General features: G+C 50.1%; 19 protein-coding genes. 4 read left to right on the forward strand and 15 right to left on the reverse strand.

The genetic code is table 11. The features are described 5' to 3' along the window. The first annotated feature begins 135 nt into the window (after nt 1-135). Both JT719_RS05175 and JT719_RS05180 read left to right on the forward strand, forming a co-directional pair. On the forward strand, nt 136-1,716 hold the full coding sequence (locus JT719_RS05175) for an endo-1,4-beta-xylanase (protein WP_207431427.1): 1,581 nt from the start codon (nt 136-138) through the stop codon (nt 1,714-1,716). A 350-nt stretch (nt 1,717-2,066) separates the two neighbouring features. Then, nucleotides 2,067-2,843, forward strand: a complete 777-nt coding sequence (locus tag JT719_RS05180) for an SDR family NAD(P)-dependent oxidoreductase (protein WP_207431428.1) — start codon at nt 2,067-2,069, stop codon at nt 2,841-2,843. 5 nt (nt 2,844-2,848) lie between these two features. Here the strand turns inward: JT719_RS05180 and JT719_RS05185 are convergent, their stop codons facing one another. The 10 genes from JT719_RS05185 to JT719_RS05230 form a co-directional block, all read right to left on the reverse strand. Further along, on the reverse strand, nt 2,849-3,529 hold the full coding sequence (locus tag JT719_RS05185) for a LytR/AlgR family response regulator transcription factor (RefSeq protein WP_207433271.1): 681 nt from the start codon (nt 3,527-3,529) through the stop codon (nt 2,849-2,851). 33 nt (nt 3,530-3,562) lie between these two features. After that, nucleotides 3,563-5,071 carry a sensor histidine kinase gene (locus tag JT719_RS05190; protein ID WP_207431429.1) on the reverse strand — a complete coding sequence of 503 codons (1,509 nt, stop codon included), beginning with the start codon at nt 5,069-5,071 and terminating at the stop codon, nt 3,563-3,565. A gap of 150 nt (nt 5,072-5,221) precedes the next feature. Further along, complete coding sequence (locus JT719_RS05195) at nt 5,222-6,589, reverse strand: serine hydrolase domain-containing protein (protein ID WP_207431430.1); 1,368 nt, start codon at nt 6,587-6,589, stop codon at nt 5,222-5,224. A 304-nt stretch (nt 6,590-6,893) separates the two neighbouring features. Further along, nucleotides 6,894-7,979, reverse strand: a complete 1,086-nt coding sequence (locus JT719_RS05200; RefSeq protein WP_207431431.1) for an FUSC family protein — start codon at nt 7,977-7,979, stop codon at nt 6,894-6,896. Nucleotides 7,980-8,407: 428 nt separating this feature from the next. Then, complete coding sequence (locus JT719_RS05205) at nt 8,408-8,851, reverse strand: hypothetical protein (protein ID WP_207431432.1); 444 nt, start codon at nt 8,849-8,851, stop codon at nt 8,408-8,410. Between the two features lie 393 nt (nt 8,852-9,244). After that, complete coding sequence (locus tag JT719_RS05210; protein WP_207431433.1) at nt 9,245-9,583, reverse strand: hypothetical protein; 339 nt, start codon at nt 9,581-9,583, stop codon at nt 9,245-9,247. Nucleotides 9,584-9,713: 130 nt separating this feature from the next. Next, nucleotides 9,714-10,061, reverse strand: a complete 348-nt coding sequence (locus tag JT719_RS05215; protein WP_207431434.1) for a hypothetical protein — start codon at nt 10,059-10,061, stop codon at nt 9,714-9,716. A gap of 736 nt (nt 10,062-10,797) precedes the next feature. Next, the gene (locus JT719_RS05220; RefSeq protein ID WP_207431435.1) at nt 10,798-11,175 is read right to left on the reverse strand and encodes a DUF3592 domain-containing protein; all 378 of its coding nucleotides are present in this window, start codon (nt 11,173-11,175) and stop codon (nt 10,798-10,800) included. A 171-nt stretch (nt 11,176-11,346) separates the two neighbouring features. Further along, complete coding sequence (locus tag JT719_RS05225; RefSeq protein ID WP_207431436.1) at nt 11,347-11,871, reverse strand: hypothetical protein; 525 nt, start codon at nt 11,869-11,871, stop codon at nt 11,347-11,349. Nucleotides 11,872-12,111: 240 nt separating this feature from the next. Then, complete coding sequence (locus JT719_RS05230; RefSeq protein ID WP_207431437.1) at nt 12,112-12,654, reverse strand: hypothetical protein; 543 nt, start codon at nt 12,652-12,654, stop codon at nt 12,112-12,114. A gap of 349 nt (nt 12,655-13,003) precedes the next feature. On the opposite strand from JT719_RS05230, the gene JT719_RS05235 reads away from it, so the two are divergent. Beyond that, nucleotides 13,004-14,260 carry a PQQ-dependent sugar dehydrogenase gene (locus tag JT719_RS05235; RefSeq protein WP_207431438.1) on the forward strand — a complete coding sequence of 419 codons (1,257 nt, stop codon included), beginning with the start codon at nt 13,004-13,006 and terminating at the stop codon, nt 14,258-14,260. A gap of 93 nt (nt 14,261-14,353) precedes the next feature. Here JT719_RS05235 and JT719_RS05240 read toward each other — a convergent pair whose 3' ends face one another. Next, nucleotides 14,354-16,720, reverse strand: coding sequence for a TonB-dependent receptor (locus JT719_RS05240; RefSeq protein WP_207431439.1), 2,367 nt, complete (start codon nt 16,718-16,720; stop codon nt 14,354-14,356). Nucleotides 16,721-17,005: 285 nt separating this feature from the next. Here JT719_RS05240 and JT719_RS05245 point away from each other — a divergent pair, with 285 nt between their 5' ends. Then, on the forward strand, nt 17,006-17,935 hold the full coding sequence (locus JT719_RS05245; RefSeq protein ID WP_207431440.1) for an alpha/beta hydrolase: 930 nt from the start codon (nt 17,006-17,008) through the stop codon (nt 17,933-17,935). A gap of 109 nt (nt 17,936-18,044) precedes the next feature. On the opposite strand, the gene JT719_RS05250 is transcribed toward JT719_RS05245, so the two are convergent. From JT719_RS05250 to JT719_RS05265, 4 genes are all read right to left on the reverse strand, one after another. Further along, on the reverse strand, nt 18,045-18,938 hold the full coding sequence (locus JT719_RS05250; RefSeq protein WP_242693077.1) for a DUF5777 family beta-barrel protein: 894 nt from the start codon (nt 18,936-18,938) through the stop codon (nt 18,045-18,047). After that, entirely contained in the window at nt 18,935-19,504 is a 570-nt protein-coding gene (locus JT719_RS05255) for a YceI family protein (protein WP_207431441.1), read from the reverse strand. Before JT719_RS05255 ends, JT719_RS05250 begins: the two co-directional genes overlap by 4 nt. Nucleotides 19,505-19,517: 13 nt before the next feature. Continuing rightward, on the reverse strand, nt 19,518-19,904 hold the full coding sequence (locus JT719_RS05260) for a c-type cytochrome (RefSeq protein ID WP_207431442.1): 387 nt from the start codon (nt 19,902-19,904) through the stop codon (nt 19,518-19,520). Nucleotides 19,905-19,977: 73 nt separating this feature from the next. Continuing rightward, a complete protein-coding gene (locus JT719_RS05265; RefSeq protein WP_207431443.1) occupies nt 19,978-20,445 on the reverse strand; it encodes a CHRD domain-containing protein in 468 nt (155 codons plus the stop codon).

Raw genomic sequence — 20,445 nt, forward strand, 5'->3', positions numbered from 1 at the left:
TGGTTTTTTCCTTTACCAGCTACTGAGCACTATTCCAGAAAAATTTTTATGCAAACGTTGGCATGAGACTACCCACTGAACTTTCCTTTTGCGTATCTTCAAGCTAAACTAGCTTTTAATCTCCAGCCTTTTCACATGACAAAACCTTTACTCTCTCTTTTCCTTTTTGTGCTCACCCTGGTGTCTTTGCAGGCGCAGGGTCAGAACAACACGCCTCCTTCGTGCGTGATCACCGCTCCCCATAACAACGCCTACTTCCAGGCGGGCAAGGCCATGACCATTCGGGTGTACGCCACTGATATAGGCGGAAGCTTTAATGGTACCGTGAGCAAAGTGGAGTTCTTCAACGGCACCTCTAAACTGGGAGAGGCAACCACCGCCACCAACAACACCTATTCTTTTGTGTGGGCTCCCCTGGCCGAGGGTACCTATACCCTCATCGCCAAAGCCACCGACAACCAGAACACCGTCAGTACCTCAGCGGGCGTGGTGGTGACCGTAGGAACATCCCCGGCCGTTAGCCGCGGCCTGAGCGCCTGCAAAGGGAAATACCTGGCCAACATCATCGCCGGTAACGTACCATCCAACTTCTTGTCCCTCTGGAACGGCGTAACCGCCGAAAACAACACCAAATGGGGCGTGGTGGAGCAAACCCGCGACGTCATGAACTGGTCCGGGGCCGACATTTCCTACAACCACGCCAATAACAACTACCTGCCGTTCCGCTACCACGTGTTTGCCTGGGGCAGCCAGTTTCCTAACTGGGCCATCAGCTCCAGCAACAACCTGCTGCTCAGTCCAGCAGAATTCCAGGCCGAGATGGAGGAATACATGGCCGCAGTGGCAGCCAAATACCCCAACGGCATTGACCAGATAGACGTGCTCAACGAGAACCTGAGAACCCACGCAGTTGCCACGCAAGCATTCCGAACTGGGTTGGGCGGAGCCGGCGCCACAGGTTATGACTGGATTGTGTGGCTCTTCACCAAGGCCCGCCAGTACTTCCCCAACTCAAAGTTGATCTTGAACGACTACGGCCTGGAGAACGACCTTCCCGCCATCAACGAGCAGTTGCTGGTGATCAAAGTCTTGCGCGACCGCAACCTCATTGACGGATTTGGGACACAGGCGCACGAATTCAACATCAACACGCTTACAGCCACCCAGGTGAAAAATGCCCTGGACTTGATGGACAATGCCGGGGTGCCCATCTACGTAACTGAGCTGGACATCTCCGGAGACGACAATATCCAGAGAACCCGCTACCAGACGGTGTTTCCGGTGTATTGGGAGCACCCCGCCGTGGCCGGGATCACGCTGTGGGGCTATGAGGCCGGCAAAACCTGGAAAGCCAACACCAACCTACTGAACGCCTCGGGGCAGGACCGTCCGGCCATGACCTGGCTGAGACAGTACATCTCCGGCCGCCCCGATGTTGGTTATCCTTTCTGCACGCAGGAATCAACCGTAACAGGCATAGAGGATGAAATCTTCCAGACTGCTACTCCGGTTTATCCAAACCCATCTAACCGCTCCTTCACCTTTGAGCTGGCGGGTAAATTCAGCTACCAGGTATACAGCAGTACCGGCACCCTGGTAGAATCTGGATCGGCTACTGACAAAGTTGCGTTCGGGGAAAAACTTACTCCTGGTATGTATGTCCTGAAAGTAAGCCAGCGGGATCAGGTCAAAGCCTATAAAATGGTGAAGCACTAGCCTGTACTTTGTAGGCTGAGAACTGAATACACATTTGTTTTCTGCCTGAATTCACCAAAAAGCAAGCAAAACAGAAAGCCCTGCAGGTCATGAAATCTGCAGGGTTTTCTGTTTCATAAGTGATTCTTTACCTTGATAAACTTAATAGCCCTCGGCCAGTGTGTGGGCTTCAAACGTTGAACTATCCGTTTTATGGCTGCTTTAGGTAAAACAAGCTAAAAACGGATTTCAACGTATCTCAAAGAAATTCTTTCTCCTGATTTCAGGCAAGTTGATACCCTACTTTCGGTCTAAACCTCCGTTTCTGCGTATTTGCTAACAACAGGAACCAAGAGTTATATAGAAACAGAATGGCACGGGTTTTTATCACCGGCTCGGCAGACGGGTTGGGCAGAATGGCGGCTCAGTTGTTGGTAGAAGAAGAACATGAGGTGGTACTGCACGCCCGCAACAAACAGAGAGGCAAAGAAGCCCTGGCGGCTGTGCCCAACGCCCAGACCGTAATCATTGGAGACCTATCCAGCAAGGCAGAAACCATACAGGTAGCCGAGCAGGTCAACCAATTGGGTACGTTTGATGCCGTGATTCACAATGCGGCCGTTGGGTACCGGGAACCCCGCCGGATTGCCACGGTAGAAGGGTTTCCGCACGTTTTTGCGGTGAACAGCCTGGCGCCCTACATCCTCACCTGCCTGATTCAGAAACCAGAAAGATTGGTGTACCTGAGCTCCAGCCTGCACCAGAGCGGGGATGTGAGCCTGAAAGACCTGACCTGGAGCAACCGGCCCTGGAACGGGTTCAACGCCTACGCAGATTCTAAACTGCACAATGCCCTGCTGGCCTTTGCCGTGGCCCGCAAGTGGCCCGATGTTCTCTCCAATGCTGTGGAACCGGGCTGGGTAGCCACTAAGATGGGCGGCTCCGGTGCGCCAGACAGCCTGGAGGAAGGCCCCATAACGCAGGCTTGGCTGACGGTTAGCAATGATCCCGCGGCGCTGGTCTCAGGAAAATACTTCTACCACCAAAAGCTGAGAGCGCCTTTACCCGCTGCCAAAGATGAACAGATTCAGGAGCGTTTTCTGGAAGAGTGTGCCCGTTTGACAGGTATTGCCTTTCCAATGCCGTAGCCTGCTTATCGGCTAAGAGCCGCGGTCAGGTTCTGGCGGTACGCCTCGCTTAACGGGATTTCCTTTTTCTGGATGGTGACCTGGTGTCGCTCAATTTTATCGATTTTATTCAAAGCCACCACGTAAGACCGATGCACCCGCACAAACTTATCAGCGGGTACCAGGTTGATAGCCTCGTTGAAGGTACTGCGCGAAAGCAGGTTTTTGTCCTTCAGGGCAAAGGTTACGTAGTTGCCGGTGGCCTCCAGGTACAGAATATCCTCAAACAGCACCTTGAACTGCTCATACCCGGTCTTCACGTACAGGTGATCTATGGTCTCAGAGGTATTCCTGAAATTGAACAGCTCAAATGCTTTGTTGCAACCTTTGATAAACCGGGCCAGAGAAAATGGCTTCAGGAGATAATCCACGGCATCCATCTCAAAACTGGTCACGGCGTGCTCAGAATACGCCGTGGTAAAAATGAGCAATGGCTTTTTGCTTAAGCTGTTGAAGAAATCTATCCCAGAAATGTCCGGCATTTTGATGTCCAGGAAAATAAGGTCCACGCTCTCTTTCTGCAGGTACTCCAACGCTTTAAAGGCATCTGAGAACTCGGCTTTGAGGTCCAGGTAGGGCACTTTGGAGGCATGGGAGCGCACTATCTCCAGGGCTATGGGTTCATCGTCTATGGCTATGGCTTTCATCAGGGACATGGTACTGCTTGCTGTTTGGCTTCCCTAAGTTAACTGGATTGTGAGGTGGATGAAAAATTCTCTCCCGGTTTCTCTGATGATGAGTTCATGTTTGTTGGGGTACAGCAATTGCAGACGCTGTCTTACATTGATCAGGCCAATGCCGCTTTTGTCCCGCTCGGGGTCAGTGCCCTGCTTCTCGTGTTTGCTGTTGTGCACGTCAAAATAGAGCGTTTTGTCTTTCACTTCCAGGGTGATGTAAATGTGCGAGGGCTCCCGCAGGCTAATCCCGTGTTTGAAGGCATTTTCCACAAACGGGATCAATAACATGGGCGAGATCTGCACCGCGGCTACCGGCTGTTCAATCTGCGACTTGATCTCTACAATGGGGTTAGGATCAGTGCGCAGCCGCTGGAAACTGATGTAGTTCTCCAGGTACTCAATCTCGCGGACCAGGGAAATGCGTTCCTGCATGTTTTCCTGGAGCATAAACCGCATCATGTTGCCCAGTTTTTCAATGCCCTCGCTGGTGCGTTCGGCGTTTTCCTGGATGGCGGTGCCGTAGATGGTATTCAGGGCGTTGAACAGGAAGTGCGGATTGATCTGCGAGCGCAGGAAATCAAAGCTGGCGGTGGAGTGGCCTAGTTCTTTTTTAAGGGTATGGATTTCGGCTTTGCCCTTCATCTGGCGTTTATACAGCGCCCACACCAAGGGCACCGTGATAAGGAAATGGAACGAGGAGTTGAAGGTACTCAGGCCCATGCCGTACTCAGGATCATGCGTGATCAGGATGCCCACAAACGCCACCGGTACAATGCTTACCAACAGCACCAGAAATACCCTTAAAAGGAAAGCCCGCAAAGGTTTCTGGTTTCCTAACGATAGCGGAATCAGGTAATAAAAGCAAAAGCAGTATAGGAGTATTCCAAACGGGGCCACCACTCCCCAGCCAATGATCAACTCCCCCTCGGCGTCTATGATCATGAGCAGGAACATACTCACCATCCACAGCACAAAAGCCGACACTGCGTCTTTGGTAATGATCCTGTACCTGGACTGGATGGCTTCTGTATTGGTGAGCAGGTACAGGGCCGTGTACTTGATGAACGTGTAGAAACCCATTATGAGCAGGAGCCGGAAAGTGGCCACCGCGCTCTCCGTGAAAATGTAGTCATAGGTCTCGTCCTCGGTCTCAAACCGGTTGAACAGGTAATTCTTGGCATAGGTGTCTAGTACCCCAAAAACAAGCCAGATAAAGAGGAAAGTAGCTGTTAGAATAGAGATGTTTTTGAACAGCTCTTCTTTGGTCAGCAGTTTGGGCACCACCTTGAAATTGAGCAGCAGAAACGCCAGGTACACGCAGGTGTATTTGATGAGTTGCGGGAAAAAGTAATCTGAATAATAATGGAAGGTGATACCGGCCTCATCAAACAGGTGCTCATTTGACCCCGGAGCATCTATATTCAGGTAAAAGACGGCGGTTATATAGATGAAAGTAGCAGCCCAGAATTCTGCTTTGTTCAGATTTGAAGGCGTATGTACCAATTCTTTCATGTAGAAACGATTTAAACCAAGCGATACGAGAGGTTCTGTTGACATATTTGATAGGGTTAGAACCGATTAAAACTAAAGATTTATAAGCATTGAATTCAGGTAAAAGAAGTTTGTAGGGCAAATTAGCCGATATGGCCCACAGCCGTTGCCTCAATACCGAGGCCGGACTTTTCTGCCGTTGTCCCCGGATTCAATCAGAAAGGTTGCTCTCTGGAGCTCGCTTAACTCTGTGCATTCAGGAGAGGCAGGATTGGCGTAAGCAGCTTGTTCCGTCAGGTTCATCGTCTGGACCGTGAGTTGCTGGGAAGGCGCAGGCACCCGGAGTATTTCACAGGCGAGCAACTCCTCTATCTCGGCGGCCTTTTCCTTCCCCAGCCCAGAATTGGTAAGAATGGCAATGGTGAGACCGTCTGCGGGATAGTGCGACAGGTACGCCCCGAAACCAGCACTTGACCCTTCCTGGTACACTTTGGGGTGGCGGGCTAGTTCATCCAGGTAAATCCCGTAACCATACCCCACTGTGTCTCCCGTAATCAGCACGGTGGGAGCCATCATCTGCTGCAGCGAAGCCTGGGAAACTACCTGCCCGCTGTGTAAGAGGTATGTCCACCTAACCAGATCCTCAGCGGTAGAGCAAAGAGCGCCTGCCGCGCCTTCTGCCTGCGCACTGGCATAGGGAGCATTCAGCAACTGGTTTCCACTGAACGTGTATCCCTTGGCCCGGTCAGGAATGATGCGTTGGTCATACTCGTATCTGGTATGGCTTAAGCCCAAGGGTTGCAGCAATTCCTGCTCCAGGTAATAGGCGTACGGGATGCCGGTTACCCTGCCTATGATGATACCCAGCAGATAGTAGCCCATGCTGTTCGGTTCAGATTGTTCTCCGGGGCTGAAACGGAACGGCAGGGTTTTGAACCGCTCAACTATCCTTTCTAAGGGAAACTCCTGCTGCAATCCTGCCTGGTCTACACTGCTTTGGCCAATAGTCAGATCCTTACCGATGCCCGAGGTGTGGCTAAGCAGGTGCCGGAGCGTTACCTGGTGGTCCTGGGTAGGAAACTCGGGCAGGTATTGGGTGATAGGATCGTCTAACGACAGCTTCCCGGCCTCCACCAGCCGCAGGATGAGGGCAGCCGTAAACTGCTGCGTGATAGCATTCGCCCGGTACACGGTCTCCAGGTCAACGGGTACTTCCAGTTCCACATCGGCCTGGCCATACCCGCGAGCGAACACCAACTCCCCGTGTTGCGCAATGGCCAGGGTGATTCCCGGAATCTTTCCCTCAGCCAATACTTCATTCGCTAAGAAATCAGCCAGGGTCTCAATTGGGGCCGGGTCTTGCACCTCTTCTTCTGATCGCGAAAAGGTGGAAAAAGAGCCTTCGTGTTCCGGGGCTTTGGCGGCGCAGCCGGAGAGCGCAACGGCCCCACCCCAGCAGAGCAGCATACGGGCAACTATTTGCCTGCCGGCCCTTAGGGCGACGGCGGAAAGTGATCCTTTTGGGTTGAAAGCTTCCATGACTTTTCCTGTTAACTAAAGTGATTTCCAGCAGTAACTGAGACAAGGTTAAGAAGCCTTCGACTTTACAGAAACTAAATGTGATGGAAGGCCTGAAAAATGTGACAAACAGGACCGGGTTACCAGAATTGAGAGCGTTATAGGGAGAATTGAGGGCCAAAAACACAGAAAACGCAGCTATTCTTCAGCCTTTTGTTTTACGCCTGCTTTCTGAATAACAGCGCCAAAACGCAGCGTTGTCAGCTTCTTTCAGGCATGGCTCCGGCCAAATGAAAAGATAAAAGCACGGTGGTGGTGCCTGAAACTAAACAGCCTCGGCTATCTCCTGCGGCAGATGCTGCGGCTGGGTCTCGGAGACAATCCGGCCCAGATCAGTGAGAATGCTCCCGATGTCGCGCAGGGTGGTTAGGGAACTGACGTTATGCAGGCCGTCCAGGCAATGGGCTTGCGCGGCCTGCGCTTCCTGGATTACCGACCGTAGTTTGGCCAGGTTTTCCTCTGAGGCATCAACCGCAGTAAGCCCGTAGGCGGCAATACATTTGGCAGTAGCCTCCATGGCCAGTTTCAGTTGCTGTACATTGAGCAAACCAGGCTGAAAATGCTCACTTATTTGAATATCGGCCAGACTTCTTCTGATGCCCCTGATCTGGATGGTGACACTTTCCAGTTGTTGGATGTTCTCGGTTAACTGGCTTAACCGAACGCGCTTATGCGTCAGCAATGGATTGTATTTCAGGCTTTGTTCGGCTAAACTAAGCGATTTTCGGCACTCCTGGGCTTCTTTGATGAGGGCATCCACCTCAGACCGTCCGGTTTTCCGGTTAATCCCCAGATCATCTAAAAGTACGGCCAGGCTGGACAGGGTCTGGGCCGAAAGATTGCTGTAGGTAAGGATACTTCTTTCCACATCGGGCACGGCGTTGCGGGGCACAATGAGGGCATTGATCAGCACCGCAATGGCCGAGCCCAGAACGGTTTCTATGATCCGTTCATAGGCGTACCCCTCGCGGGTTTGCCCAAACGCCAGCACCAGCAATGAGCTGATGGCCACCTGGGAAATTATATGCGGGTTCATGCGCAAGGCCCGGGCAATGCTCATGCCCACCAGAATGATCACAAAAATGGAAATAGCCCCCACCTTGAACCAGTGCCCCAGCAGCATACTCACCAGAACCCCGCCAATGATCCCGATGATGCGCTGCGTGGCTTTGTCCACCGAGTCTGCCACGGTTACCTGCACCGTGATAATGGCAGCCACGGCGGCAAAATACGGGTACTCAGAGCTCAGAATGGTACTGGCAATAAACCACGACAAAGCCGCCGCAAACGCCGTCTTCAGAATCTGCAGGGTGGGCCCAAACTTCCCGGCTATGTCTATGAATCTATTCACAGGATATTCTTACTTCTCGGGCTGAGGTTATGTTAGCCTCTCCAAGCCAAAAGTAGTCAACCAGACAAACATTGCCGCCAAAGAAATGAGAAGCACAGCAGGCCAATGAATATCTGCTGAAACTGATCATCCGTTTTCAGAGCAATTTTCAGGAAATAAGCCTAAAACACTTTTTCACTCATAAAGAAATGAAGGATAGAAGCTTGCTTTCTGGTAGCAGAGGTGAATTTGAGGGAAGGGTTTAATTAGCCCAAGGGCCATTGGTTACTTCGTAAACAGGGCGTACCAATCAGCAAAATATGGGTTAGGTGTTTCTAAAACCTGGCTCGGAAACGAGTAACCACCACCGGAAAAGAACTGCTTAAGATAGAGACAACACAAAGCAGTTGGGAAACACCTATGCCTGAAAGCTGTCCTAAACAACCCGCTTATTGTTCATACAAGAGCTTTCTGTATTTATCATACTCCTGGGTAGTCAGTTTGAAACTACTTTTTGACCGCTCTGGGTGAAGTTGCTCCAGCATGAATTGGTTTACTTTCTCGTAGTCGGCCACGTAGTTCCATAATCCACCTAGCACGAGCCGTTCATCATCTTCCAGGTGATCAAGGAAGATCTCTTTTACTTTGTCACTATCCAGCTTCACCAGCCCTAAAAAAGCAGAGCACCTGATGCCCACATTCTTGTTATTGGTAAGGGCTACCAGCGCCTGCTCTGATACTTTCTCCAGAAGCTTCTTTTTCTTGCCTGGGTCTTCGGCCACATAAGACAGGGCGTAAGGGTTTACCTGGCTATAGACGGGTATGTCTTGATCTGGAAGGATAGGTTCTGATGGGGGAAACGAAAAAAGAAAAAGTAGTAAAAGAGTCTTCATTTCAGTACTTGTGTACCCTTACGATCCGGGGGAAACGACGGGGGATGGCGTGTAAATTTCTCTACCTGCACCTATCCCAGGTTCAATAAAGATATATTTTTGAGAATATGCAACCACCCCGCTCCTAGCCAAACTTACCAAAGCATAATTTTACCTGGTCAGAAGCTTTATGAACGACTTTATCCCTTGTGCACTATCAAACAAACTTAATTACCAGACCAACAGAGATGGGGACATAGATGAAGCGAGAGGTAAGAAACAACAACTCTTTCCTCTTGCGATGAACAGACAAATGCCGATGGCATTGAGGTATGGAGTTAGACTGAACTGGCGTTTTAAGAAAGTTTACAGATGCCTATGCTGCCGCTTACATGAGGTTGGCAGAAGTTGCTTTTAACTATTAATTATTCCTTCCCGTTTAAGTTCTTCTCCAACTAACCGATATTTAATTGTGCTTCCTTTCTCTTCTGGATTCCAACCGTCACTCAATGCTTGTAAAATGAATGAAGCTGCATCTTTAGGCTTTATAACTTTTAGATTCAAATCAGAAACATAGGGAAATTCAATCCAAAGCCGGTTAATGTCAGATTGAACGCAAACCTCAATTTTACTTCCACTATTCTCCTCACTAACGGCAATGAACCTTACAAAATGGGAAGCAGGAGAAATCGTCCATTGGAATTTTTTTTCAGCACATTCTATAAGTCGGGTGTTCTTCTTTCTGATTGCCATAATCCTAAACAGGATAGTTCTTAAATTTGAATTTTCAAGTTAGTTTACAGCCTTGTGTAAGCGGCATAGGCCATTGGTTGCAGGCTAACGTTTTGCGATGATTAGTTCTAGGGTGTTCTCCAAGTATCACTTACTTTTCAAAGACAAGCCAATCATCAATAACTTCACCGTCTTCTACTGTGTCGAACTGGTAATAACCAATTTGCTCCAAGTCCATAAAGTGGATTTTATCTGGGTCTTTGATGTAAATCCCAATCCTTGTCCTGATGTGTGGCGTCGGTCTTAGAATGTGGTTAAATACAAATACTTGTTCAATCAATCGAAAAACAAAATTATCTAAACCATATTCATTCCATTCGCTATGGCTATCCTTAGTTCTTTCCTCCAAAAGCCGCTTGCAATGTTCTTCCGCTATGGTCACCAAATCTAATCGGCTGGAGAGCTCTTCTAGAAAAGCATTAAAATCTGTTAGTTTCATCTAATTTAAAGCCAATAAACCTATTTCTTATTCCATTTTGAATCTTCATATCATTAGAAAGGACACTCACAATTTATTGTAAATGTCTGCTCATGGCATCAACATTAAAATGAAAACCTGAGAACTGTTTGATAACTGCAATGCAAGGTGGTATGGCTTAGCCACCTAGTTATGTCACGTTTTTTATTGCGTTTATTCTTATGACTCCATTTAACCTATTCATTGCTTTTTTTGATATTATTCTAAAATTCAGTTCCACGATAACAAACCGCACAAATATGATTCCTATTAAGGCAGGAAGAATAATTCCAATCGTACTTTCTATTTCTTTCTGTAATAATGTTAACACTACAGCAATAATTGGAAGCAACATCAAAATAGTGGACAATATTTTAAATGCATTGTGAATCTTTACCTTGATTGCTCCTTCTTTGCCTTGTAATTCACCACTAAGGACACAAAAAGCTCCATATCCTGGTGCTGACGAAATTATTTTGAAACTGTTTTTTGAATTTGCCCAATAAATGCCTTTTCTGTCACCTCAGATACAAGCAAATCACTGGGTTTGGTATTTTGTCTTAAATAGTCTAAAGCTAAGGAACTTTCGTCGGTTAACTCAATAACGTAATTGTGGTATGGAAATAATTTCATGATTGTAAAATGAGTCACAGGGTACTTGTTAAGCAACCAGCGGTGGTTACTGGGCGAAGGTGTCGGTTACACGAGAATGTTGGGCTTAGTTCTTCATTTCTTTACCTTTTCTAATTGAAATTCTATTAAAGCTTGGAAAAGAAGGTAAATATTCAACTTCTACAGAATCTCCTATACCTAAACGGGAGTCGTGAGAGTCATCTTTATAGGTTTTTCCATTTACTTCAAATCTATAAGAGAAAGTAAAGCCTTGAGATACAGGACTGTTCCCCAAATAATTCTTTTCGCTAATAATGATTGCTTTAGAAATTTCAGCTCCTCTGTCGAGTAGTTTGTCTTCCAACCACTGTCTTAAGCCAACATAAATAAAATCACCTAACATGTAAATGATAATAATGGCTCCGAATATTTCAGTGATATTCCAGGACTTTCCTGATTTCTTGTTTTTAATTTTTGATTTCATCAAAGTCGGCACAACTTCTTCTATCGGTCTAGTTTGCAACGTAAAAACCTTACAAATGAAAAATTAACACATTTTTGATATTTAAGATTAAGTCCAACGCTTAGTGCATGAGGCTTGCAAGGCCGTCGGCCGTAGCATGGCTTATGCACCTTGTTGTACCAATTGTTTCTTTTAGCTTATCCAAGAAGTTTCATAAAACGATTCAACATTGTTGAATTCATCAAAAAAGAATAAATAAATCACACCTGACAAACCTTCATTTCCGAGCCTACTATAAGTCACATGAAGTAGCATGGTACTATTATCCAGTTTGGAAATGATTGTATTTGTGTGGCGGGACTTAGGCAAACAATCCAATTTTACTTTGGAACCAGACTTAAAAGGCTTATCTTCAAAGGATTTGAAAATTTCACCAATCTTGTCTTTGTCCTGGCTCCACAGGTCTTCAGGCTTTACGTTTAGCTTCTTGGCTGTATATATGTTAGCAATCGGGCCATCAAAGCCCCATCCGTCTCTAATCCGATTGTCGAATTTTAATTCAAAGCCTTTAAGTTTGTCATTATTCTTTAGGTCCCATAATGCCGCCTTGAGTTGTTGGCAAATTATTTCTCGGCCAAGTTCTTTACTACCGACTTTCTGCTTAAAGTTTAACAAGAGTATAAGGAGGAAAAGGAAAATGGTGAAAGGCTTTTTCATATTTCACATTTGGTCTAACTACCGAATTTAAGGAGGAACTCCGGTTATTGGCATGAAAGAGGAACGCAATCGTCTACGTAATTCTTCAACCTTTAATTGGTGCAGCTAATATAAGAGCGATCAGCACCTACACACATCTAATTAATCCTGAGCTACAGAAGAGTAGATGGGAAATCCGTATGAAAACAGCCTTAAAATTTGATTTCTAGAAGAAATCAGCCTTTAAGAGAAGGGAAAAAATTACCGCTGGCTTCTGTAGCCAAACCCGAAGAGCGTATGAAGGGCTATGTTAGGCACGGTGGCGGTACCACCGCCAGCAAGAGGCATACGCGCCCAGGCGGCGGTGATCTTGGCCTCTGGCCTGAAAAACCAATGCTCGGCCACCCCCAGTTTAGGACCAATGGCCGCCTGCAGGCAAAGACCCGAGATGTGGTATCCGCCTCCTAACAGGCTTTTTACCGGGTTGATGGCCTTACCCCTGATTCGTCCTTCGGGGTGCCCGATGACCAATCCCAAGCCTACCCTGAAAATGCCCGGAGAAACGGCTACCGGAATAGTCCGGCTTACCATGGCAAGATTATACCCGTGCGATACTTCGAAATGCTCAATCTCTGAGGGTGGGTTTTGCAGGTAGAGTTTGTGATGCACCAGCTCGGCACTCCATTGCTTGTACCCCAGCCGGTAGGCGTAATACGGAGAACCGGTCCAGGGACGGGTGCGGTAACGGGCCCTAAACTTGATGGGAGCCTCGCCGGGCTGCTCAACAGTAAGGGTAGTAGGCAAACTCCAAGAAGTACCGGCAAAAACCTCTGCCGTTAAGCCTTGGGCCCAAACCTGCTGATTATAGCCTGATTTCAGCAAAAAAACCAAAATCCATCCAGCGCAAACACCTACCTTCCTTAAGTTCACCGCTTTACCTGTTTGAAGTACCCAGAAAGAATAACGGAAAAACCCCGCGACTGTTTGCCAGGTAAGAAGATAGCAGGATGCAAAGCAGCCCCTGCTATTTGTACCAATAAGGGCCTAGGTATTTAAACATTCTGCCGGTTTGCTTAGTATTACCCTAGAAGAATGCTCTGAAAATGAGAAGGATGTAAATACCCTTACAGATATCACCCTTAAAACGGCACTTATGGCAAAATTCAGAAAGTTTCTGCTTCTGGTTTCTTTCACGGCTATGGCGGGGAGCGCCTGCAGCCAGAAAGAGATAGCGCAGGATGACACCCCCACCCCACCCAATCCGCCCGCCAACTGCTCTCCCCTGGAAACCCGGCAAGCCAATGCCCCTGACCAGAAACCAGCTTTTGCCGGACAAACCCGGGCCTGTGCCATCACCACGCAGACCGGAATATCAGTAACAGTGCTTACCAAAGGGCTGGAAAAACCCTGGGCGGTGGAACCCCTACCCGATGGCTCGCTTCTGGTCACCGAGAAACCTGGCCGTTTGCGCATTGTTTCGGCTACCGGTGCCTTGGGGCAGCCTATCTCGGGGGTGCCCGCCGTAGATGCCCGCGGCCAGGGCGGTTTGCTGGACGTAGCGTTAAGCCCCGGTTTCAGTTCAGACAATACCATTTTCTGGAGTTTCTCGGAGCCCCGTAGCGGCGGCAACGCCACCAGCGTGGCCCGCGGAGTTTTGTCTTCTGACCGCAAAAGCCTCTCAGATGTACGCGTGATTTTCAGAGCCATGCCTACGTACAACGGCACCATGCACTATGGCTCCCGGTTGGAGTTTGGGCCCGATGGCATGCTGTACGTCACCTTAGGCGAGCGCTCAGACCTGCAGATCCGGCCCCAGGCCCAGCACATGAACAGCCACATGGGAAAAGTAGTCCGCATCACCCCAGACGGCACCGCCCCCGCTGATAATCCTTTTAACGGGCAAGCCGGCAGCTTACCCGAGATCTGGACAACGGGCCACCGCAACGTGCAGGCCTCGGCTTTTGACAGCAACGGCAAGTTCTGGGTAGTGGAGATGGGCCCGCAGGGCGGCGATGAACTGAACCTGATACAGAAAGGAAAGAATTACGGCTGGCCCTTGGTAACCTACGGGGAAGAATACTCAGGGCAACCAGTCCCTAATTCGGTTACCGCCAAAGAAGGCTTTGAACAGCCCGTGTATTATTGGGATCCGGTGATAGCCCCATCAGGGGCGCAGTTCTATACTGGCTCGGCTTTCTCGGAGTGGCGCGGAAATCTGTTCGTGGGCGGCATGAAAGACAGGGTGCTGGTACGGCTCCGGATTGAGAATGATAAAGTAACCGGCGAGGAACACCTGCTCAAAGACCGGGGCCAGCGCATCAGGGATGTACGGCAGGGCGCAGATGGTTCTTTGTACGTGGTCACTGATCAATCCAACGGCGAGCTCTGGAAAATCTCTCCTCAACGCTAAACAGCCTAAAAACGGAAGCCCCGCCTGAAGTTGTTCAGGCGGGGCTTCCGTTTTTTAAGGTATTTCCGGGAAATAGGCCCGGAAACAGTCTGGCTAGAAATTCCCTCTGATGGAAACCCCGTAGGTAGCCGGGTTCCCCAGGCGGGCGGCCCCAAAGTTATAGGCATAGTCAATGTATTTCTCGTCAGTGAGGTTCCTGCCCCACAGGAACAACTCCAGTCTTCTGGTCTGTACGCCTACGCGGGCGTTCAGTAAACCATACCCTTCCTGCGACAGTTGGTTGGCCAGGTCAAAGTACTGCTTGCCCAGGTAACGCCATTCGCCTCTGGCCACTAACCGCAGCTTCTGCGCCGCCCCCAGGTCATAGCCGTACTGCAGCGCCAGCATGGAAGTAACGTTAGGGGTGAAAATCTGCTTGTTGCCTTCCAGGTTCACTTCTTCCTCGCCGGAGCCAACAATCAGGTTATTGTACTCGGCATCAGTAAACCCGAAGCCATAGGTTACTTCCAGGCCTTTGGCGGGTGCCGCATTCAGCTCCACTTCCACTCCTTTGCTGGTCAGTTCCCCCACGTTACGGGTAACAATAATGGCCTCTGGCAGAACCAGGGTAGGCACCTGCGCATCGGTCACGCGGGTATAGAACGCCGAGACATTCAACTGGGCCCGGTTCTGGAAAAAGGAAGTCTTCAGGCCCACCTCGTAGTTGTTGCTGTACTCAGGGTCATAGGGAAACAGCGGCGGCTGCGACTCATCTGAGGAAAGCTGCGAGATACCACCCGCCCTGAAGCCTCGGCTGTACGAGGCGAACAGATGGTAATTCTCGGTGATGTGGTACGCCAGCGTGGCTTTGGGCGAAAGGGCCTTGAAACTGGCCTCAGACGAGGTGTCTGGAACCACTACCTGAAGCTCCTCCCCATCCATCTGGAACTCGCCCCGCACTGCTTGTTCGCGGCGTTCGTAGTCGTAGCGCAGACCGGCGGTCAGTTCCAGCTTGGGTTGAATCCAGTAGCTCGCCTGCCCGAAGAACGCCACTCCGTGGCTTTTTCCTTCGTTCACGTTGATGCTGGTGAAATTAGTAAACGGTGCACCTAGCAACTCGGCATCCCGACCAAAATAGGTACCCTGCTTCACGGGATTGTCGTTGTAGAAACCATAGGCTCCTGCCACCCACTGGAACGGCGAAGCAGCGGAGGTAGGCGAAGAAATCCGGATTTCCTGGGTCACCACCCGCACCTTATTCCAGTCGCGGCCATAGTTGTTCAGAATGGAAACCCCGTCAATGGGAGAGAAATCACCGTCTACGGGTTGCTCATAGATGCGGTAGTTTGACTGGTAAGCGGTCTGGGAAGAAATGTTCAGGTTGCTGCCGGTATAGTAAAGCGCCAAAGACGTGTTGAACGTGTTGTCTTTCATCTTACCCACCTGGTTCTGGTTTACCTCAAACGGGTTTGCCAGCGCGTCTTCTATGCTGGGAGCCAGGGTAAACGCGCCCCAGTTGCGGTTCAGGCTGTGCTTGGCGTTCAGGGTTAAGCTTAGCCTGGGGTTTACCTGGTACTTGAGGTAGTAATTGCCTACCACCACATTCAGGCGGTCAAAATCGGTTTGGTTGAAGACGTTGGTGTAGTAGCCATCCAGCTTCCGGTACAGGGCGGCCGCGCCAAAATAGAGTTTGTCTTTCACTATAGGCGCTCTTACCCCCAGGCTGTAGCGCTGCAGCCCGTAGTTGCCCAGATCAATGGAAGCGAACCCACCCACGGTATTGCCGGGCTGCCGGGTAATGACATTAATAACCCCACCCATGGCGTTGCGGCCGTACAAGGTTCCCTGCGGGCCGCGCAGCACTTCAATACGCTCCACATCCAACAGCTCAGGGATATAAGTATCCAGGTTAAATTGGTTGACGCCGTCTACGTAGGTGGCTACGGCAGGGTCATAGGAAGTTGTGGCGATTCCCCTAATGGAGGTCACGTTGCGGTTGTCGCCGGGGTCCGCGGCGAAGGTGTTGGGCGAAATAGCCGTGACATCGCGCAGGTTCCAGAGGCGGAATTCCTGCACCTGCCGGGAAGACAAGGCCGTGATGCTGATGGGCACGCGCCGCAGGTCTTCTTCACGTTTCTGAGCGCTTACCACCACCTCATCCAGCTGGCTCGCCGACTCGGTCAGTTGGATGGTCACCGTTTCCCCGGCTTCCTGCAGGTTCACGTATTTGGTAATGGTGGCGTACCCCAGGGCGCTTACCTGAACGGTGTACAGACCATTCAGCACGTTGTCTATCCTGAAATTTCCCTGTCCATCGGCGCTGGTGCTCAGGTTGGTGTTCAGGAGCCGCACCGTGGCCCCGGGAATGCCCGCCGAGTTTCTGTCCTGCACCCGGCCCTGCAGCACCAGCATGTCCTGGGCGCTGGCCACGGTCACGCTCAGGCAAATGAGTAAAAGTAAGAAAAGAAGATTCTTCACCATATCTAAGGGGTTAGTATTGAAAGATACCATCAGAGAACTGAAACACTGTTGGTTTCCAACCACTTACCAAACCCTTCCCCAACAGTCGCTGAAAGATAAATAAAAGTTTTTAACCAAACTGTGGTATCTCTTTTCCCTCCATTTTTACCCCGGTTTTCTAAAAACAAACTTAAAACAGGTAAAGCCCTGTCTTTGAGGACCTACTTCCTTATTCATTTTGAACACCCGGTTGCCAGCCCCGTAGAACCGAGAACCAGAAATTTTCTACCCAAAGCCACAGGTCCCATGCAACTCAAGACCATTATTGCCGCCGGAGCAGCGCTCCTGTTTTTAGGAGTTTTGGCGAAAAGAGCCAGAAAATGGCCTACAAAGGTGGTAAAAAAAGCAATCAGGCGGGGACGAGAGAAGGGAAGCGCCCGTTTCATCAAATCCCTGCCCCATCCGCCCAAAAGCCTTAGCCTGAAGAATAAATTTGAGCAGTTTACCATAAACCGCGCAATGGGGTACTGGATTAACAAAGAGAAAGCCAGCAACGGGGTGTTGGTGTACCTGCACGGCGGCGGCTATGCGTTTGGGCCGGTAAAATACCAATGGAAATACATTGCCCGCCTGAGCCAGCAAACAGACAAAGCCGCTATTCTGATAGACTATAAAATGGCTCCGCAGGCACCGTTCCCCCAAGGGCTAGAAGACGTAATGACCATCATCACCGCCCTGCAAGCTACCGGCGAGCTCCCCAATGACTATTATCTGCTGGGCGACAGTGCCGGTGGAGGGCTGGCCCTGGCCACCTGTTACCGCCTACGGGAACAACAGCAGCCGCTGCCCAGAAAACTGGTGCTCATGTCTCCGTGGCTGGACATCAACATGTCTGATACGGCTTACAAGCAAACCGCCGACAAAGACGTGATGCTGACCTATGAGGCCATTATGGGCGCGGCGGCTAAGTATGCCTCCAACCACGACCCCAGGAACCCGCTGATCTCTCCCCTCTTCGGGGATGTGGAAGGCCTGCCGCCCACGCTCATCCAGATTGGCACCGCCGAGATTTTCCTTTCAGACAACCGCACGTTCCAGCAAAGATTGCTGAAGGCCCGGGTTCCTTTGCAGTATGAAGAATACGAAGACATGTTCCATGTTTTCCAGTTGCTCTATTTCCTGCCAGAAAGCCGAAAAGCCATTAAATCGCAGATCCGGTTTCTGACCTCTGATTGATAAAACAGGCTTAACACGCCCCACCAGCAACTGGCTAGGTTCTCAAGACGCACCATACAAAAAAAGACCCCTGAACATCAGGGGTCCTTTCCAAGACAGCCTTCATTCATCACCAATCCCGTTTGTCTTTCCCGAGGTTGAAAACCCGGGAAATGTTGAAGCCGAAGTAAATGTCGCCGGAAGACCAGCCACCCGCGTTCCGGGGAATGAAGAACTTCTCAATCATGCCCTGTGAGTTGGTGAACATGAGCTGAAAGACGTGGCCACCGGTTTCAATGTCAAACCCCAGAGACAGGCTGTTTTCAAATTGGTCAGAGGCACCTTCCAGCAGGTAGAAGTATTCGGCGTTGAAAGACGTACGCTTAGACAGTTTAAACCTGCCGCCAGCCCCTACCGCATACACGTTGGGTTCGCCAAAGCCCGTTTCCACCAGGTTGCGGTGCACCATGGTGGGCGCTACCTGCAGAGAGAACCTTTCAGAGAATTTGCGGGCTATCAACAACTGGTAGGCATAGGTTAACCGGTGGGCAAAGACATAGGCTTTTTCCTCATCGGGCCACTCCAGGGTTTTGAGGGCGGCACTGGTGAAGGCGGTAACCGTTACAGGAAAGCCGTTGGTTTGCTGTTGCAGGAGTTTGTACTTCAGGAAACCGTCAAAGGTCTTTTCCAGCGAGCTTCTGCCCACGCCCAGGGTAAACCTATCGGTAACGCCGTATTCCAGCGCTAACCGGATGGTGGACTGGTCCAACCCCCAGAAATTGTAGGCCCCGCTGTTGAGGGTGCCAAACCGGTGCGAGATCAGGAAAAGCAGCGTTCCGGCGCCGTTGGTTTCCACGGAGTGCCCGTTGATGAGGCGGGTGGTCTTAAAGGTGGCGGTTACCTTATCGGTCTGGAGCGTATCATCGGCCTGGGCCAGTTTTAGCAGGTCTTCCTGCCCAAACGCCGTCGGGGTTGCCCAAACGCAGAGAAAAGCCATCCCCAGAATTTTCATCCATCGTTTCATAGGCTTTTCTCTACGTAAGGGACATACAACACATTCACAGTAATATCAATGCGCTTGGCAATGTGCTCCCGCACCAGAAACGGAATCTCAATGTTGAACTCCTGGGGCGTGACGGAGAACGTGGATTTGCCCGTCACCTGCTTGCCCTTCACGTCCAGGGTGCCATCTGTGCGTACCGGCCGGTCTACCCCGTGAATGGTCAGGACTCCCTCAATGCGCACCTTGTACACGTTGTCCTGGGCCAGGTTCACGGCCTGCATGTTCACCACCTTTCCTTTGAAAGTAGCCTTGGGGTACTTGTCTGATTCCACGTAGTTCTCATTGAAGTGCTCCTGCATAAGGGATTTCTTGAACTGGAACGCCTTCATGGGCACCGAGAAAACCATGTCGCCGGTTTTCACATCCAGAAAAGAAACCACCTGCTTGTTGTGCGCTTCAATGTCTTCCAGCGGAGCCTTGGAAAAGAAGGAAATGTACCCGGTACGGGTATAGAGTTTGGTCTGACCAATTGCCGGGGCAAGGAATCCGAGGAGCGCCACACCCAGCACTACAAAGCATTTACGCATAGGAAAGCTGGTTTTAGTTATTGGGAGCGCCGGCGTCTACCCATTTCTTGATTTTAGCGATGTTACAGTCTGAGAGTTTAGGTCCGCCCTGGGGCATGGCCGGAAACCCGTTGGCATGGGTAATCACCCCCATCAGTTTACCATTATCGGCTAACTGCTTCACCCGGGAATGGGTGTCCAGGATAACTCCGCCGCTGGCCATGGCCGCGCTGTGGCAAGACAAGCAATTGGAAGAGATAATACTTGCCACGGTGTTGGAGTACGTGACGGCATTGGTGTCACACTGCTGCTGTTGCGGATTATTGGGGGTGATGTCCTCTTCCTTGTCATCTTTACAGGAGACAACCAACGAGAACAACAGGGTAACCACCAGTAGGCTGAAGCGGAAATTCTTTTTCATAGAAGCAGAAATTTAAGTTGATAAACCGATAGCTTAGAAATGACTACACAGGCCAAGCCTTAAGCAGCAAAGGCTATTGCTGGCGCACTACCTGCCCTCTTATTTCACCTGGCGGAAATGCCGCGCTATGGATATTCACATACCATAGGCCATTCAGAAGATCGGCTTCCTGATCTGCGGTGAGCGCCGGAGTTTGCGCATTGATAGGGCTGGTATAAGGAGCTGACCCAATTGGGATCACCACTGGTCCTGGTTCACCCACCGGAGCTTTATGAAAGTGCATGTTGGTGGGCGAAATGCCCGTGAAGGTAATGGTGTAAGTAAGGATTTTGGTGTCGCGATTATAGGAACCCGAGAAGGTGCCAGTTGCCGTTGAGTTGTTTGGTGGTGTTTCCTGCGGACCAGTGATGCTTATATTCTGGAACTGCACAATGTTGGAGGGTTGGTCATCCTCGTCGTCATCGCCGCAGCTTACCATAACAAAAGGCAGCATGAACAAAAGACCAAGTACAAAGCGGGTAAATAGGTTTTGAGTTTTCAT

It is taken from the genome of Sabulibacter ruber, assembly GCF_017355955.1.
Lineage (GTDB): Bacteria > Bacteroidota > Bacteroidia > Cytophagales > Hymenobacteraceae > Nibribacter > Nibribacter ruber_A.